14 protein-coding genes are annotated in these 16707 nt (G+C 69.3%); 7 read left to right on the top strand and 7 right to left on the bottom strand.

Annotated features, from left to right (window positions below):
- Positions 1-57 precede the first annotated feature (57 nt).
- From ACMV_RS05720 to ACMV_RS05700, 5 genes are all read left to right on the top strand, one after another.
- The gene (locus ACMV_RS05720) at positions 58-807 is read left to right on the top strand and encodes an SDR family NAD(P)-dependent oxidoreductase (protein WP_011941720.1); all 750 of its coding nucleotides are present in this window, start codon (positions 58-60) and stop codon (positions 805-807) included.
- A gap of 29 nt (positions 808-836) precedes the next feature.
- Positions 837-1733 carry a transketolase gene (locus ACMV_RS05715; protein ID WP_013639823.1) on the top strand — a complete coding sequence of 299 codons (897 nt, stop codon included), beginning with the start codon at positions 837-839 and terminating at the stop codon, positions 1731-1733.
- Positions 1733-2737: a transketolase family protein gene (locus tag ACMV_RS05710; RefSeq protein ID WP_011941722.1), complete on the top strand. Its 1005-nt coding sequence runs from the start codon at positions 1733-1735 to the stop codon at positions 2735-2737. The genes ACMV_RS05715 and ACMV_RS05710 overlap by 1 nt, the downstream gene beginning before the upstream one ends.
- Before the next feature lie 51 nt (positions 2738-2788).
- Entirely contained in the window at positions 2789-3805 is a 1017-nt protein-coding gene (locus ACMV_RS05705; RefSeq protein ID WP_013639822.1) for a TRAP transporter substrate-binding protein, read from the top strand.
- A 157-nt stretch (positions 3806-3962) separates the two neighbouring features.
- Entirely contained in the window at positions 3963-5768 is a 1806-nt protein-coding gene (locus tag ACMV_RS05700; protein ID WP_231844491.1) for a TRAP transporter large permease, read from the top strand.
- A 9-nt stretch (positions 5769-5777) separates the two neighbouring features.
- Here ACMV_RS05700 and ACMV_RS05695 read toward each other — a convergent pair whose 3' ends face one another.
- Genes ACMV_RS05695 through ACMV_RS05685 form a run of 3 tightly spaced genes read right to left on the bottom strand, consistent with a single transcriptional unit; the run spans position 5778 to position 8547 of the window.
- Positions 5778-6527 (bottom strand): platelet-activating factor acetylhydrolase IB subunit, encoded by a 750-nt coding sequence (locus tag ACMV_RS05695; protein ID WP_007422549.1) that lies wholly within the window; start codon positions 6525-6527, stop codon positions 5778-5780.
- Entirely contained in the window at positions 6524-7699 is a 1176-nt protein-coding gene (locus ACMV_RS05690; protein ID WP_013639820.1) for an MFS transporter, read from the bottom strand. The genes ACMV_RS05695 and ACMV_RS05690 overlap by 4 nt, the downstream gene beginning before the upstream one ends.
- A complete protein-coding gene (locus tag ACMV_RS05685; protein ID WP_013639819.1) occupies positions 7699-8547 on the bottom strand; it encodes an undecaprenyl-diphosphate phosphatase in 849 nt (282 codons plus the stop codon). Before ACMV_RS05685 ends, ACMV_RS05690 begins: the two co-directional genes overlap by 1 nt.
- Before the next feature lie 277 nt (positions 8548-8824).
- Here ACMV_RS05685 and ACMV_RS05680 point away from each other — a divergent pair, with 277 nt between their 5' ends.
- Positions 8825-9868 (top strand): glycosyltransferase family 2 protein, encoded by a 1044-nt coding sequence (locus ACMV_RS05680; RefSeq protein ID WP_013639818.1) that lies wholly within the window; start codon positions 8825-8827, stop codon positions 9866-9868.
- On the opposite strand, the gene ACMV_RS05675 is transcribed toward ACMV_RS05680, so the two are convergent.
- The 3 genes from ACMV_RS05675 to ACMV_RS05665 are packed head-to-tail and all read right to left on the bottom strand — an operon-like array spanning position 9863 to position 12835.
- A complete protein-coding gene (locus tag ACMV_RS05675) occupies positions 9863-10300 on the bottom strand; it encodes a SufE family protein (RefSeq protein WP_007422545.1) in 438 nt (145 codons plus the stop codon). The two genes, ACMV_RS05680 and ACMV_RS05675, sit on opposite strands and share 6 nt — an antisense overlap.
- Positions 10297-11550, bottom strand: coding sequence for a tyrosine--tRNA ligase (gene tyrS / locus ACMV_RS05670; RefSeq protein ID WP_011941729.1), 1254 nt, complete (start codon positions 11548-11550; stop codon positions 10297-10299). The genes ACMV_RS05675 and tyrS overlap by 4 nt, the downstream gene beginning before the upstream one ends.
- Positions 11551-11593: 43 nt before the next feature.
- On the bottom strand, positions 11594-12835 hold the full coding sequence (locus ACMV_RS05665; RefSeq protein WP_231844490.1) for a glycosyltransferase family 87 protein: 1242 nt from the start codon (positions 12833-12835) through the stop codon (positions 11594-11596).
- A gap of 98 nt (positions 12836-12933) precedes the next feature.
- Between ACMV_RS05665 and ACMV_RS05660 the strand changes: the two genes are divergently transcribed.
- Positions 12934-14010, top strand: a complete 1077-nt coding sequence (locus ACMV_RS05660) for an anhydro-N-acetylmuramic acid kinase (protein ID WP_013639816.1) — start codon at positions 12934-12936, stop codon at positions 14008-14010.
- Positions 14011-14022: 12 nt separating this feature from the next.
- Here ACMV_RS05660 and topA read toward each other — a convergent pair whose 3' ends face one another.
- Positions 14023-16698 (bottom strand): type I DNA topoisomerase, encoded by a 2676-nt coding sequence (topA, locus tag ACMV_RS05655; RefSeq protein ID WP_013639815.1) that lies wholly within the window; start codon positions 16696-16698, stop codon positions 14023-14025.
- Between the last annotated feature and the right edge of the window lie 9 nt (positions 16699-16707).

Here is a 16707-nt window from a genome sequence, read left to right as displayed (position 1 = left end):
TTTTGAAATTTCATTCGTCAGGCGCTTTTCTCCGTTTCGGATACACGGAGGAAACGCATGCTGCTCAAGGGCAAGACCGCAGTCATATCTGGTGGCGCGAGCAAGAAGGGGATCGGCCTCGCGACCGCACGGCTGTTCGCCGAACATGGCGCGCGGGTCGCCATTCTCGATCTCGATCAGGAGGCTTCCGACGAGGCAGCGGCGTCGCTCGGCGCCGGGCATCTCGGCGTGGCCTGCGACGTCACCGACCGCGCGGCCTGCGATGAGGCGGCGCGCCGGGTGATCGGCGCGTTCGGCCAGGCCGACATCCTGATCAACAATGCCGGCATCACCGAACCGTTGCGGCTGCTGGAGATCGAGGCGCGGAACTGGGAGCGGGTGATCGACGTCAACCTCACCGGCGTGTTCCATCTCAGCCAGGCGTTTTTGCCGCATATGAGCGCGCGTGGCAGCGGCTCGATCGCGTGCATGTCGTCGGTTTCGGCGCAGCGCGGCGGCGGGATTTTCGGCGGGCCGCACTATTCGGCGGCGAAGGCCGGCGTGCTCGGCCTCGCCAAGGCGATGGCGCGCGAGTTCGGCCCCGCCGGCATCCGCGTGAATTCGGTGACGCCCGGGCTGATCCAGACCGAGATCACCGGCGGCAAGCTGACCGACGAGATGCGCGCCGAGATCCTGAAGGGGATTCCGATCGGCCGGCTCGGAACCGCCGAGGACGTGGCGCGGATCTTCCTGTTCCTCGCCTCCGATCTCTCCGCCTATGTCACGGGCGCGGTGATCGACGTCAATGGCGGCATGCTGATCCACTGATCCAGAAACAGCGCCGGGAATTCTGCCCCATGTCTTCCACCAAACAGGTCTTGTCCCCGGAAGCCCGCAATGGCGGCTTCCCCCATGCCGGCTCGAACGTTTCGCTGCGCGAGCGGGCCTATCGCATCCGCCGGCACGCGCTGCGGATGGGCGAAGTGCAGGGGCAGGGCTATATCGCGCAGGCGCTCGGCATCGCCGATGTGCTCGCGGTGTCCTATTTCCATGCGCTGCGCTACCGGCCGGACGACGTGCACTGGGAGGGGCGCGACCGCTTCCTGCTGTCGATCGGCCATTATGCGATCGCGCTTTACGCGGCGCTGATCGAGGCGGGGATTCTGCCCGAGAGCGAGATCGAGTCCTATGGCGCCGACGAGAGCCGCCTGCCGATGTCGGGCATGGCCGCCTACACGCCGGGCATGGAGATCACCGGCGGCTCGCTCGGCCACGGCGTCGGCATCGCGGTCGGCATGGCGCTCGGCCTGAAGCGGAAAAAATCGGACGCCTTCGTCTACACGCTGTTCTCCGACGGCGAGCTGAACGAGGGCTCGATCTGGGAAGGCGTGATGGGGGCGGCGCACTGGCAGCTCGACAACCTCATCGGCATCGTCGATGTCAATGACCAGCAGGCGGACGGACCGTCCTCGGCGATGTCGTCGCGCGAGCCGCTGCACGAACGCTTCCGCGCCTTCGGCTGGCATACCCAGCGCGTGGACGGCAACGACATCGACGCCGTGGTCGCCGCTTTCGACGCCGCGCGCGCCGCGAAAGTCGCCGCGCCGCGCATCGTGATCTGCGATACCCAGATGGCGAAGGGCGTGCCCTTCCTCGAAACCCGCGAGCGTAACCACTTCCTCCGCGTCGAGGCCGAGGAATGGCAGCAGGCGATCGACCTGCTCGACGGCAATTTCAGCGCAAAGGCCCCGTGATGAGCACCGCACAGACCAGGGCGCCGAAGACGCGCCTGACCACATCGGCGATGATCGCCTCGATCGCCGCACCCGGCCAGCGCACCGCGCCGGCGCCGTTCGGCAACGCGCTCGTCGAACTGGCGAAGATGCGCCCCGAGATCGTCGGGCTGACCGCAGATCTCGCGAAATATACCGACCTGCACATTTTCGCGAAGGCCTATCCGGAGCGTTTCTACCAGATGGGCATGGCCGAGCAGCTGCTGATGTCGGCCGCCGCCGGCCTCGCGCGCGAGGGGGCGCTGCCCTTCGTGACGACCTATGCCGTGTTCGCCGCCCGCCGCGCCTATGACTTCATCTGCATGGCGATCGCCGAAGAACGGCTCAACGTGAAGATCGTCTGCGCCCTGCCGGGCCTGACCTCCGGCTACGGGCCGAGCCATCAGGCGACCGAGGACATCGCGATCTTCCGCGGCATGCCGAATCTCACCATCGTCGATCCGGCCGATGCGCACGAGATCGCGCAGGCGACACCGGCGATCGCGGCGCATGACGGGCCGGTCTACATGCGGCTGCTGCGCGGCAACGTGCCGCTGATCCTCGACGAATATGGCTACACGTTCGAGCTGGGGAAGGCCAAGACGATCCGGACAGGCAACGATGTTCTGGTGATCTCGACCGGGCTTGCCACGATGCGCGCGTTGCAGGCGGCCGAGATGCTGGAGGCGGACCGCATCGGCGTCGAGGTGCTGCACGCGGCGACGATCAAGCCGCTCGATCTTGAGACGATCCTCGCCGCCGCCGGCAAGGGCGGGCGTCTCGTCGTCGTCGCCGAGAACCACACGGTGGTCGGCGGGCTCGGCGAGGCGGTGGCGGCCGGGATGCTGCGCGCCGGCATCGCGCCCCGGTTCCGGCAGATCGGCCTGCCGGACGAGTTTCTCGCGGCCGGCGCGCTGCCGACGCTGCACGACCGCTACGGCATCTCGGCCGAAGCGATGGCGCGGCAGATCAGGGCGTGGCTCTGAGATGAAAACGTCGAGGTAATGGCTGCATCATTTCAAAAGGAGGAAACAACGATGAGCAATAACACGATCCGGCGGCGCACGCTGCTGGCGGGGGCGGCATCCGTGCCGGCCTTCGCGATCCTGACCCGCAGGGGCGATGCGGCGCAGTTTCGCTGGAAGATGGCCACCGGCCAGGAGCCGACCCATCCGGTGAACATCCGCGCGGCGCAGGCGATCAAGGCGATCCGCGAGGCGACCCATGGCGGGCTCGAGATCAAGCTCTACCCCGCGGCGCAGCTCGGCACCGACAAGCAGCTGATCGCGCAGACCAGGCTCGGCGGGATCCAGATCATGAACATGGCCAGTTCCATTCTGGCAACGACGATTCCGGCGGCCGGCATCGTCAATATCGGTTACGCGTTCCTCACGCCGAAGGATGTGTGGGCGGCGGTCGACGGTCCGCTCGGCGCCTATATCGCGAAGAAGATCGACGCGCACGGCATGCACCAGATCGGGCCGAGTTGGGAAAACGGATTCCGCAACGTCACCTCCGGCACGAAGCCTGTGAGGACGCCGGCGGATCTGCACAATTTCAAGATCCGCGTGCCGCCGGCGCCAATCCTCTCGTCCATGTTCGCCGCGTTTGGTGCTGCGCCGACGGCGATCGATTTCAGCGAGGTCTATACCTCGCTCGAAAATCACGTGGTGGATGGCCAGGAAAATCCGCTGCCGATCATCTACACGGCGAAGCTCTATGACGTGCAGAAATATCTCAGCATGACCCGGCACGCCTGGGACGGCTACCTGATCATCGGCAACAAGCCGGCCTTCGCGCGGCTGCCGGCGAAATGGCAGGACATCGTGACCGAGGAATTCGGCAAGGCGGGGCATGCGGAGCGGCAGGATATCGCCGATCTCGGCAACGCGCTGAAATCGAAGCTCGCGGCGAAGGGAATGACCGTTCTCGATGTCGACAAGGCGGCGTTCCGCAGCGTGCTCGGCAAGACGAAATACTATCCGCACTGGAAGCAGAAATTCGGCGCCGAGGCGTGGGGCCTGCTTGAAAAGACGGCGGGCCCGCTGGAATAAGGCCGCACCCGCCGGCGGACGGTTGGGTGAGGCTCCCGAACCGTCCGCCATGCGGGCAGCTGAAACGCGACGACAAGAACAGACGGCGCCGCGCGAGCGGAACGACCGGGGGAGAGAAACGATGCAGGCATGTTCTGCAACCATGGCGTCCGGCAGGATGCGCCGCCCGGTTGCGAGGATCGCCGATGCAGCACTGGATGGCGCTGGTGTCGTGCTGCTGGCGGTGGAGGTGCTGGTGCTGTTCGCCGGCATCATCGCGCGCACGGTGTTCATCCATCCGCTCATCTGGTCGACGGAATTCGCGAGGCTGGTGTTCGTCTGGCTCACCATGATCGGCGCCGCGATCGCGGTGCGCGACGACCGGCACATGCGGATGACGGCGCTGGTGCACAGCCTGCCGGCGCACTGGCAGGCCCGGTTCCGGGCCGGGGCGGATGTGATCCAGCTCGCTTCCGTGCTGGCGATGATCGGGCCGAGCCTCGTCTTCCTTCAGGTCGAGCAATTGTCCTCGCTGTCGCAGCTCGGTATTTCCAGCGCCTGGGAAGCGGCGGGGCTGGTGGCCGGCTTCGCGCTGATCGCGCTCTATCTGCTGCGCGACCTGTTCGCGCATCGGGGCGGGGATTTCTGGCGCGGCGCAGTGGGTGCGGCGGTCATCGTCGGGGCGGCGTGGCTGGCCGGCCGGGCCCTGGCCGCCGACACGCTGGCGGAGGTGATCTTCGTTTTCATCGCGATGCTGTTCGCGACCGTGCTGGCCGGCGTGCCGATCGCCTTCGCCTTCGGCTTCTGCTCCACCTTCTACCTGATGGTCACGCAGGGCGCGCCGCTCGCCGTGATGGCGAGCCAGGTGGAGCAGGGCACCTCCTCGATCATCCTGCTCGCGGTGCCGCTGTTCGTGCTGCTTGGCGGGCTGCTGACCGTCACCCGGCTCGCGCCGGCGATGATGCGGTTCCTCACCGAGCTGATCGGCCCGGTGAAGGGCGGGCTGTTCTATGTGCTGATCGGCGGCATCCTGCTCGTCTCCGGCATCTCCGGGGCGAAGACGGCCGATCTCGCCGCCGTCGCGCCGATCGTGGTGCCCGAGATGAAGCGGCAGAAGATCGACGAGGGGCACATACTCTCCGTCGTCTCGTGCTGCGGCGCGATGGCGGAGACGATACCGCCCTCGATCGTGCTGATCATCATCGGCGCGGTCACCGGAACCTCGATTTCCGCGCTGTTCGCCGCGGGGCTGATGCCGGCCATCCTGCTGGCGGTCATCCTGGCGCTGCTCTCGCGCATCTGGGCGGGGGCTGATGCGGCGGCCGCGGCGCCGCGTGTGCCGGCGCGGCGGGTCCTGCGGAGCTTCCTCCACGGCCTGCCCGCGCTGGCGCTGCCCTTCGTGATCCGCTTCGCCGTGATCGACGGCATCGCCACCGCGACCGAGGTCGCCACCATCGGCACCGTCTATGCGATCGTGCTCGGGGTCGTGTTTTATGGCGGATTCCGGCCGGCGGCGCTGTATGACTGCGCGGCGAAGGCGGTCGGGCTGTCGGGGGCGATCATGTTCATCATCGCGGTGGCGACCGCGATGAGCTGGACGCTGACGCAGTCCGGCTTCGCGGACGACATCACCCGGCTGATGCTGGCCCTGCCGGGCGGGCGCTACGGCTTCCTGCTGGGCTCGATTTTCCTGATGATCGTGCTCGGCAGCATTCTCGAGGGCATCCCGATCCTGGTGCTGTTCGGGCCGATCCTGTTTCCGATCGCCCGCACGCTGCATATCGGCGATGTGCGCTATGGCATCATCGTCATCCTTGCCATGGGTATCGGCCTGTTCGCGCCGCCGTTCGGGCTTGGCTATTACGCCGCCGGGATCATGACCGACATCGACCCGAACCGGGCCCTGAAGACCATCTGGGGCTATCTCGCCGCGCTGGTCTTGGGCCTGCTGGCGATCGCCTTCGTTCCCTGGGGCGCGCTCTGAGCCGGGCGGTCAGCGCATCAGGCGGGTGATCGTCGGCTGCAACGCGGCGGCGATCCGGCGCATGCCCTCGGCATCGGGGTGCAGGGCGGGCTCGGGCGGGTGCATGCGCGGGTCGACATAGAGCGCGGGGTCGGCGCGGCCATCGACCTCCAGCACGTGGCCGACATTGCGGAACGTCACCAGGCGGCTACCGGCATAGCGGCGGGCGAGATCGGCATTGATGATCCGCGTCTGCGCGCTGATCCACGCCGAGCGGATCGAGGGCAGGATGCCGAGCAGCAGCACATGCGCGCCGGGGACGTGGCGGTGCAGGTCGCGCACCACCTCCTCGATTCCCGGCACCGTCTGGTCCGCGCCCCAATGGGTGCGGCCGAGATTGTTGGCGCCGATCAGCAGCACGACGAGCCTGGGATGCAGGCCGGCGAATTCGCCATGGTCGATCCGCCAGATCACGCTCGCCGTGGTGTCGCCGATCAGGCCGAAATTCAGCGCATCGTAGCGTCCGTAATAGTGGCGCCAGATCGGCAGGATCTGCTGGTAGGGGTGCGGGCCCTCGCGGTGCCAGTATTCGGTGATCGAATCGCCGAGCCAGACCAGCCTGGCGTCCGGATGCTCGCGCGCCTCCTGCTTGGTGTGCTCGAAGCGGTGCCGCCACCAGGGCAGGTCCATCCGCCCGATCGGCACGGCGGCGAGATTGACATGGGCCTGGGCGGTGAATGGCACCAGCAGTGCCAGCAGCAGGCAGAGGCGACGGATCATGCGGACCTCGAAGGATCGTGGCGTCCGAAGACGCGGGGGTAGATGAACAGATAGGCGCCCTGGAACAGGCCGGCGAGCAGGAAGGGGGCTGCGAGGGCGCCGGACTCGAACAGCACGCCGGCCAGCGCCGGGGCGATGCCGCGCGGCAGCAGCACCGAGATCGTGTTGACGCTGGCGGCAAGCCCCCGCCGCTCGCCGCGCACGAGGCCGAGGGCGACCGCCTGGCGCGCCCCGGCGGTGCCGCGGTTGAAGGCCGAGCGCAGGGCATAGACGACCAGTGCCACGCCGAAACTCGGCGAGAAGGGCAGGGCGAACAGGCTGACCAGCCCGATGCCGCGCATCAGCACCACCGCGCGCACCGTGCCGAGCCGCCGGGTCAGCCGCCCGGTGGTCAGCGCGGCGATGCCGGCGGCGGCGAAGGCGATGGCGAGCGCCGGGCCGATGGCGGAAGCCCCCGCATGGTAGCGGGCGGCGAACCACCAGGAGATGAACGGGCCGGACAGGCCGATCCCGGTGCCGTTGAGGATATTGAGACCGGCGAGCTTCCAGAGCAGGCTGTTCTCCGCCTTCGAGACGGCTTCGTGCCCCTCCGTCCGGGCTGCGGCCTCACGCGGCGGATCGGGGGTGAGGGCGAGCAGCATTGTGGCGATGAGCGAGGCCGCGAGCGGCAGGACGAACATCGGCCGCGACGCGCCGATCAGCCCGGCGAGCACGGCGCCGATGCCCATGCCGAAAAACCCGATCGCGGTGTTGATCGACAGGACGGTGCCGAACTCCCGCTTCTCGATCAGGCCGGACAGCCAGGATTGTTCCGCCGGCGCGAAGGGGCCGGCCGAGCCGTTGGCGCCGCGGCCGAAGCCGCCGATCACCGCGGCGAAGGCGAGCGGCAGCGTCGCCTGGGTGAGCAGGCCGATCAGGGCGGCGAGGACCGAGATCGCCTCGTAGACGAGGACGAAGCGCTTGCGGCCGAAGCGGTCGCTCGCCGGGCCGACCAGCGTCGTCACCGCGACGGCGAACAGGATCGACAGGGCGAAGACGACGCCGAGGAACGCCGCACTCCAGCCGAGTTTGGTGACATAGAGCGCGAAATCGACCACCAGCGCTCCCTGGGCGATGCTGCGCGCCCCGCGCGCGCCCATCAGCCGGACGATGTCGGGGCGCGCCGTTGCCATCAGGCGCCGAACGGGATCAGGATCAGGCTCAGCGTGCCGAACAGGGCGCAATAGGCGGCGAAGGGGCCGAGGGCCCAGCGGTCGTGATTGCGGAAATAGCGCATCAGGAACGCGGTCGAGAGATAGGCCACCACACCGGCGACGATGGCGGCGAGCACGGCGGTGCCGAACATGCCGCGCGCGGCGGCGGCGTGGTGCAGCAGATGCGGCACCTCGACCACGGCGGCGCCGGCGATGACCGGGGTGGCCATCAGGAAGGCGAAGCGGGCGGCGGCCTCGTGGTCGAGCCCGCGGGTCAGGCCGCCGACGATCGCCGAGCCCGAGCGCGACAGGCCGGGCAGGAAGGCGAGGCACTGGAACAGGCCGATGATGACGGCGTCGCGCAGCGTCATCTGGCCGATGCCGAACCCGTTGCCGGCGCGGCGCCGGCGCAGCCGTTCGCCGATCACCAGCACCGCGCCGTTGGCGATGAGGAAGGCGGCGGCGATCTCGGGGCTGGCGAAGAGGTGCTGGATCGGCTTCTTCAGCGCGAAGCCGATGACCACGGCGGGCAGGGTGGCGACGACGAGGCGCAGCAGCAGGCCGCGCTGGGCATCGACCTCGCCCGGCGCGCCGCGGCCGAGCAGGCCGGCGAGCATCGCCCACCATTCGCGCCAGAAATAGAGCAGCAGCGCCGTCGCGGTGCCGACATGCAGAAGCACGACGAAGGGCAGGAACGAGGGCGAGGCCTGGTCGATCGGCCAGTGCAGCAGGGCGGGGACGATCACCACATGGCCGAGGCTGGAGACGGGGAACAACTCGGTCGCCCCTTGCAGGATGGCGAAGAGGACGGCGATCAGCGGGGTCATGGCGGCTCCGGCGGTTATGCGTGCCGCCTCACTTGGCAAACAAGCGCGGCGAAGGCAACGCATCGCGGCGCGGCCCCGCCGGACGGCGACAGGACAATGACCCGCCGTTCCACGCGTTAACGCGTTGCTCATGATTTCATGGCAGGGTCTTCCGGCGACCGACCAAGCCGTCATAGGCGGGGCCGGGCGATGGAACCGAGCGGGCGCCGCGCGGAAACAGTTTGCCGCTGCCCGATTTTGCCGTTAGCATCCGGTAGCGACGAGGGCCGTGCGGACAATGTCTGAATTTTCGGATATTCCCCAGATTTTACAGGATTTGAGACGGCGCGGGACTCGGGCTGCGTCAGAAAAAAGGCGCGGCATGTCAGCGACGGGATGGCCGGTGACGGTTTCCGTCGTGGTGCCGTTTCACAACGAGGCCGAGAATGTCGTCCCGCTGTTCGACCGGCTCGCCGCCGTGCTCGATGGTCTCGGCGAGGACTGGGAACTGGTCTGCGTGAACGATGGCAGCCGCGATGCCACGCTTGCGGCGCTGCAGCGCATCGCCGCGCGCGACGGGCGGGTGCGGGTGATCGACCTGTCGCGCAATTTCGGCAAGGAGGCGGCGTTGACCGCGGGACTCGACCATGCGCGCGGCGCGGTGGCGATTCCGCTCGACGCCGACCTGCAGGACCCGCCCGAGGTGATTCCGGCGCTGCTCGCGAAATGGCGCGAGGGCTACGATGTGGTGAACGCCACACGCGCCTCGCGCGAGGGCGACGGCGCGGTGAAGCGCTTCACCGCCCATATGTTCTACCGGGTGATGAACCGGTTGAGCGATGTGCCGATCCCGCGCGATACCGGGGATTTCCGGCTGATCGCCCGGCCGGCGCTGGAGGCGCTGAAGCGGCTGCCGGAGCGGCGGCGGTTCATGAAGGGGCTGTTCGCCTGGATCGGCTTCCGCACCGCGACCATCACCTATCACCGCGCCCCGCGCCATGCCGGGCGGACGACGTGGAATTACTGGAAATTGTGGAATTTCGCGCTGGAGGGGGTGACCTCGTTTTCCAGCGCGCCGCTGCGGCTGGCGTCCTATCTCGGCTTCGCCGTCTCGGTCTTCGCGTTCGTCTATGCGGCGGTGACGATCTTTCGCAAGCTGGCCTACGGCAACCCGGTGCAGGGCTATCCCTCGCTGCTGGTCGCCATCCTGTTCCTCGGCGGGGTGCAGCTCATCGCCCTCGGGATGATCGGCGAATATCTCGGCCGGCTCTACGAGGAGAGCAAGCAGCGGCCGCTCTATATCGTGCGCGAGATCAGCGGCGGCAGCGCGCCGGACTTATGAGGCGGCGAAGCGCTGGATGCGTTCGGCCATCGCCGCGACACCGTTGCCGCGATTGCCGGACAGGGCGCCGATCAGCCCCCATTCCTTGAGGAAGACCGGCGGTGTTTCGCGGATTTCCGCGGGCGTGCGGCCGGAATAGACCTGCAGCAGCATGGCGACGAGGCCGCTGACGATGGCGGCGTCCGACGCGCCAGCGAAATAGAGTTTCCCGCCTTCCAGCTTCGGCTCCAGCCAGACCCGGCTCTGGCAGCCGGGCACCAGCCGGTCGTCGGTCTTCAGAGCCTCGGGGAAGGCGGGCAGCGACTGGCCGAGTTCGATGATGAACTGGTAGCGGTCCATCCAGTCATCGAACAGGAACAGCTCGTCGTGCAGGGCGGCGATCGCCGCGGCGGCGCTCTCCTGCGCGGGGGTGACGAAGGGCGGCGCGCTCATGCCGGGCGCACCAGGCGGTGGTGCTTCTTGCCGGCCGAGAGCTTGGCCGCGCCGTCGATCACGTCGGCGAGGGTGATCGTGTGCGCCTCGTCGGCGATCGGGGCGTCGTTCAGCCGCGCGCCGCCGCCGCGGATCAGCCGGCGCGCCTCGCCATTGCTGGCGGCGAGCCCGGCTTTCACCAGCAGGGCGAAGGCGGGAATGCCGGCTTCAAGCTCGGCGGCGGGGATGTCGATCCCCGGCAGGGTTTCCGCCGCCTCGCCGCCCTCGAAGGTGCGGCGCGCGGTCTCCGCGGCTTCCTCGGCCACCGCGCGCCCGTGGCAGAGCGCGGTCGCCTCGGTGGCGAGGATCTTCTTCGCCTCGTTGATCTCGGCCCCTTGCAGCGCCTCCAGCCGGGCGATCTCGTCGAGCGGCAGGTCGGTGAACAGGCGGAGGAAGCGGCCGACATCGGCATCCTCGGTGTTGCGCCAGAACTGCCAGTAGTCGAACGGGCTGCGCCTCGCGGCCGAGAGCCAGACGGCGCCGGCGGCGGTCTTGCCCATCTTCGCGCCCGAGGCGGTGGTGATCAGCGGCGCGGTCAGGCCATAGACCTGCTTGCCGTCAGTGCGGCGGACGAGGTCGATGCCCTGGACGATGTTGCCCCACTGGTCCGACCCGCCCATTTGCAGCACCACGCCGTAGCGGCGGTTCAGCTCGCGGAAATCGTAGGCCTGCAGGATCGAGTAGTTGAATTCGAGGAAGGTGAGGCCCTGCTCGCGTTCCAGCCGCGAGCGGACCGAGTCGAAGGACAGCATGCGGTTGACGCTGAAATGCACGCCGACCTCGCGCAGCAGGTCGATATAGCCGAGCGTGTCCAGCCAGTCGGCATTGTTGACCATGATGGCGTCGGACGGGCCCTCGCCGAAGCGCAGATAGGCGGCGATGTTGTCGCGGATGCCGGCCATGTTGAGCGCGATCTGCTCCTCGGTGAGGAGCTGGCGGGCTTCCTCGCGGAAGGAGGGGTCGCCGATGCGGGTGGTGCCGCCGCCGAGGATGGCGACCGGCTTGTGCCCGTGCTTCTGCAGCAGGCGGAGCATCATGATCTGGATCATGTGGCCGACATGCAGGCTGTCGGCCGTGCAGTCGAAGCCGATATAGCCGGCGATGGGGCCGGCGCGCATCGCCTCGCGCAGCCCCTCGGTGTCGGTGCACTGGAAGATGTAGCCGCGCGCTTCTGCCTCGTGCAGGAAATCGCCGGGATCGGTCATGAGCATGGTTCCGCCGTGATCGGGGTGGCCGCAATCGGCCCGTTGGTCTTCAGATCGGCGCGGGGTAGCACGCGGGGGCCGGCGTGCCAATTCCGCCGGGCGCGCGGGCGGCCCGCAGGGCGCCGAGCAGGATGACGAGCGGCGCGATCTCGACATGCAGCACCCGCGCGATCACCGGGCCGAGCGCGGGCCAGAGCCAGAGCAGCGCGTCGGCGACGCCGGGGCCGCCGCGCCGCCAGGCGAGCCAGGCGACCATGACGGAAAGCCCCGTCATGTCGTTGGCATAGGCATAGGGGGTCACGAGCAGCGTGAGGCAGACGGTGAGCGCGGCGCGCGCCACCGGGTCGGCCTCCTTGCGGCGCCAGGCATGCCAGCACCAGATCGAGGCCGCCAGCGCCGAGACGCCCTGGCAGAGGCCGGCAAGGCCGACCGGGGCACCGAGGCTGCGGGCCATCCAGAACACCGAGACGCCGCTGGTTTCGTAGACCGAGGGGAAGGGCGCGATCAGATGGGCATGGGCGACCGCCATTCCCTGCCGGAGGAAGGCCGGCCAGATCGCCGGGCCGGCGACGAGGGTGACCGCGGCGGCGAGGGCCGCGGTGACCGCGATGCCGACGGCAAGGCCGCGCCATTCCCCCCGCGCCACGAGCACGACCGGCCCGAGCAGGCCGGCCTGGGGCTTCAGCGAGATCAGGCCGAACAGCCCGCCCGCCACGTCCGGCCGGCGGGAGACCGCCATCAGCGCCGCGATGAAGGCGCTGCCGGCGATCGGGCCGAACTCGCCGATCGAAATGCCGGTGAGCGAGGCGGCGCTCAGCAGCCCGGCGGCGATCACCGGCCACGGCGCGCCGGCGCGGCGCAGCAGGGGAATGCAGGGCAGCGAGATCAGCAATGTCCACGCCAGGAGCCCGGCGGCGGGGCCGAAGGGCAGGAGCGGCAGCGTCGTCAGCAGGGACGGAGGCGGGTAGAAATACTGCATGTAGGATGGCAGGCCCGGGCCGAATTGCGCGGTGGACCAGGCGGCGAACCAGGCGGGGTCGTAGATCCGCGCCGCCTCGGCGGTGGCGGCAATGTGCCCGGCCGGCCAGAAGGCGAAGAAATCGCTGTGCAGATGCCGCGCGGTGACGGGCGCGCCATGGGCGAGGCTATCGGCGATGACCGCCGCGAGATGGAAGACGGGGCGGAACAGGTTGAGCCAGGTCACCGCCGCGAGGCCGAGCACGAACCAGGGCACGACCGTCCACCGGTCGATCACCGGGCGGAAGCTGCCATGAGTCCTGTCTGGTTCCACGCCCGGTTCCTTGCTCCGCTGCTTGTCAACCCCGCGCGCGGGGCGGATAAGCGAGACATGCCCGAAACTGGTTTCCATAACGCTAAGAGGGAGCGGGAATGCACGCCATCGGCCTGATGAGCGGCACCTCGCTCGATGGGGTCGATGCGGCGGTGATCGAGACCGACGGCGAGCGGGTGTTCGGCACCGGGCGATCCGCCACGCTGTTCTACGAGGACGGACTGCGCGCCCGGCTGCGCGCCCTGCTCGATGCAGCACCCGGGCTCGCGCCCGACGATCCTGAACTGCGCAGCCTCGACTGGCTGCTGGCGGACCGGCATGCCGAGGCGGTGGCGATGGTGGCAAGCCGGGCCGATGTGGTGGGGTTTCACGGCCAGACCATCCTGCACGACCCGGATCGGCGGCGGACCTGGCAGATCGGCGATGCGGCGCATCTCGCGCACAAGACGCGGCTGCCCGTGGTGCATGACTTCCGCAGCGCCGATGTCGCCGCCGGCGGACAGGGCGCGCCGCTGGCGCCGCTGTTCCACGCCGCCCTCGCCGAGGCGCTGGAGAAGCCGCTGCTGGTGGTCAATATCGGCGGGGTCGCCAACATCACCTGGCTCGGCCCGACGGGCGAGGTGCTCGCCTGCGACACCGGCCCCGGCAACGGCCCGCTGGATGACTGGGTGCGGCTGCATACCGGCGCCGCCTTCGACGCCGACGGCGCGCTGGCCGCCGCCGGGCGGGTCGATCAGGCGCGGCTGACGCGATTGATGGACGATCCCTGGTTCGCCCGGCCGGCGCCGAAATCGCTTGACCGGCTGCAGTTCTCGGCGCGCGTCGCCGCGGCGACGGAGGGCTTGTCCGCCGCGGACGGGGCGGCGCTGCTCGTCGCCTTCACCGCGGCGGCGATTGCGGCGGCCCCGCTGCCCGCGCCGCCGCGTCGCGTGCTGGTCGCAGGCGGCGGGCGGCACAACGCGGCGATCATGGACGCGCTGCGCCGGCACTTCGCCGCCCCGGTCGAGCCGGTCGAGGCGGTGGGCTGGGATGGCGATGCGCTGGAGGCGCAGTGTTTCGGGTTTCTCGCGGTGCGCGCGCTACGCGGGCTGCCGCTCTCGTTGCCGGAGACGACCGGCGTGCCCGCGCCGCTCGCGGGCGGGCGGATCGTCCGGCCCGGCCCGGCTGCGGAATAGGAAGCGGGCGGCTCAGCCGCCGGAGCGGGCGGTCTTCCGGGCGGCGGGCTTTGCCTTGGCGGCGGCGGCCTTCGGCTTCGCGGCGGCGGCTTTCGGCTTGGCGGCAGCTTTCGCCTTCGCGGGTCTGGCGGCTTTCGGCGCCGCCGCGTCCTTCGGCTTTGCTGCGGGTTTTGCGCCCTTGCGGCCGCGCGGCGCCAGCGTCTTGCCCTTCTCGGCGAGCAGGGCGACCGCCTCGTCAAGCGTCACCGCGCCGAGTTCGCTGCCGCGCGGCAGGGTCGCCACCGTCTTGCCATGCTGGACATAGGGGCCGAACCGGCCCTTGCGCGCGGTCACGCTCTCGCCGTCCTTCGGGTGCGGGCCGAGATCGCGGATGCCTTCCTGCTTCTTCGCCAGCACCATCACCGCGCGGTTGAGGCCGACGGCGAGCACGTCGTCATCCTTGTCGAGCGAGGCGAAGATGGGGCCCATCTTCACATAGGGGCCGAACCGGCCGATGCCGGCCTGGATTTCCTGTTTCGTTTCCGGATGCACGCCGATCACGCGCGGCAGCGAGAGCAGGCCGATCGCCTGCTCCAGCGTGATCGTCTCGCCGCTCATGCCGCGTGGCAGGGCGGCGCGGCGGGGCTTCGCCTTCTTGTCCTCCGGGTCCGGCTCGCCGAGCTGGACATAGAGGCCATAGGGGCCGCGCCGCAGCGTGACGGGGATGCCCTCGGCGTTCTCGCCGAGCAGCTTCATGCCGTCGCGCAGCTGGTCGCCCTCGTCCTCGCCGCCCTCGACGGCGAGGCGGCGGGTATACTGGCATTCGGGATAGTTCGAGCAGCCGATGAAGGCGCCGAAGCGGCCGAGCCGCAGGCCGAGCCGGCCGGTGCCGCAGGCCTGGCAGACGCGTGGATCGGATCCGTCCTCGCGGGCGGGGAAGAAATGCGGGCCGAGCTCCTCGTCCAGCGCATCGATCACGTCGGAGATCTTGAGATCCTTGATCTGCTCGACGGCGCCGGAGAAATCGGCCCAGAAATCCCGCATCACCGACCGCCAGTCGAGCCGTCCGTCGGAGACCTCGTCGAGCTTCTCCTCGAGATCGGCGGTGAAGCCGGTCTCGACATAGCGGCCGAAGAAGCTGACCAGGAAGGCGGTGACCAGCCGGCCGCGATCCTCGGGGATGAAGCGGCGGTTTTCCATCCGCACATAGTTGCGCTCGCGCAGCACGGTGAGAATCGAGGCGTAGGTCGAGGGGCGGCCGATGCCGAGCTCTTCCATGCGCTTGACCAGGGTGGCCTCGGAATAGCGCGGCGGCGGCTGGGTGAAATGCTGCTCGGCGGTGACCGGCCCGCTGGCGAGCGGGTCGGATTTCGCCATCGGCGGCAGCAGCCTCGCGGTTTCGTCCTCCGGGTCCTCGTCCATCCCCTCGCGGTAGAGCTTGAGGAAGCCGTCGAAGGCGAGGATCGAGCCGGTGGCGCGCAGGGTGGTGCCGGCGGCATCGGCAAGCTCGACCGTGGTCTGGTCAAGCTCGGCCGACTGCATCTGCGAGGCGAGGGCGCGCTTGTAGATCAGCTCGTAGAGCCGCGCCTGCTCGGGCGAGAGGTGGCGGGCGGCGCGCTCGGGGGTGAGGGTGAAATCGGTCGGGCGGATCGCCTCGTGGGCCTCCTGCGCGTTCTTCGCCTTCGACTGGTATTCGCGCGGGGCGGCGGGCAGGTAGTTCGCGCCGAACGCGTCCTTCACCTGCTGGCGGGCGGCGGTGATCGCCTCGCGCGCCATCTGCACGCCGTCGGTACGCATGTAGGTGATCAGGCCGACCGTCTCGCCGCCGATCTCCACACCCTCGTAGAGCTGCTGGGCGGTGCGCATGATGGCCTGCGCCGTCATGTGCAGCTTGCGCGAGGCGTCCTGCTGCAGGGTCGAGGTGGTGAAGGGCGGCGGCGGGTTGCGGCGAACGCGCTTCTTCTCGATCGAGACGACGCTGAAGGCGCCACGCTCGACCGCCGCCTTCGCCGCATCGGCCGCCGCCTTGTCCGCGAGGTCGAACTGGTCGAGCTTGCGGCCGTCGAGATGGGTGAGGCGGGCGCGGAACGGCGCGCCGGCGGGGGTGCGGAACTCGGCCTCGATCGTCCAGTATTCGCGCGGGCGGAACAGCTCGATTTCGGCCTCGCGCTCGCAGATCAGCCGCAGCGCGACCGACTGCACGCGTCCGGCGCTCTTGCTGCCGGGCAGCTTGCGCCAGAGCACCGGCGAGAGGGTGAAGCCGACCAGATAGTCGAGCGCGCGGCGGGCGAGATAGGCCTCGATCAGCGGGGTGTCGAGGTCGCGCGGGGCGCGGAGGGCGGCCTGCACCGCCGATTTGGTGACCTCGTTGAAGGTGATGCGGCGGACCTGCTTGCCCTTGAGCACGTTGCGCGCCTCGAGCATGGCGCGGACATGCCAGGAGATCGCCTCGCCCTCGCGGTCGGGGTCGGTGGCGAGGTAGAGCGTGTCCGCCCCTTTCAGCGCCTTGGCGATGGCCGCGACCTGGCGGTCGCCGCGGGCGTCCTCCTCCCAGGACATCGCGAAATCCTCGTCCGGGCGGACCGAGCCGTCCTTCGGCGGCAGGTCGCGGACATGGCCGAAGGAGGCGAGAACGGTGAATCCGTCGCCGAGATACTTGTTGATCGTCTTGGCCTTGGCGGGGGATTCAACGACGACGATGGCATTCATGTAAGCGCG

Source organism: Acidiphilium multivorum AIU301, from assembly GCF_000202835.1.
In the GTDB taxonomy this organism is placed as follows: domain Bacteria; phylum Pseudomonadota; class Alphaproteobacteria; order Acetobacterales; family Acetobacteraceae; genus Acidiphilium; species Acidiphilium multivorum.
The sequence above is the reverse complement of the archived record's forward strand: the minus strand, read 5'-3'. Positions and strand labels throughout refer to the sequence as shown.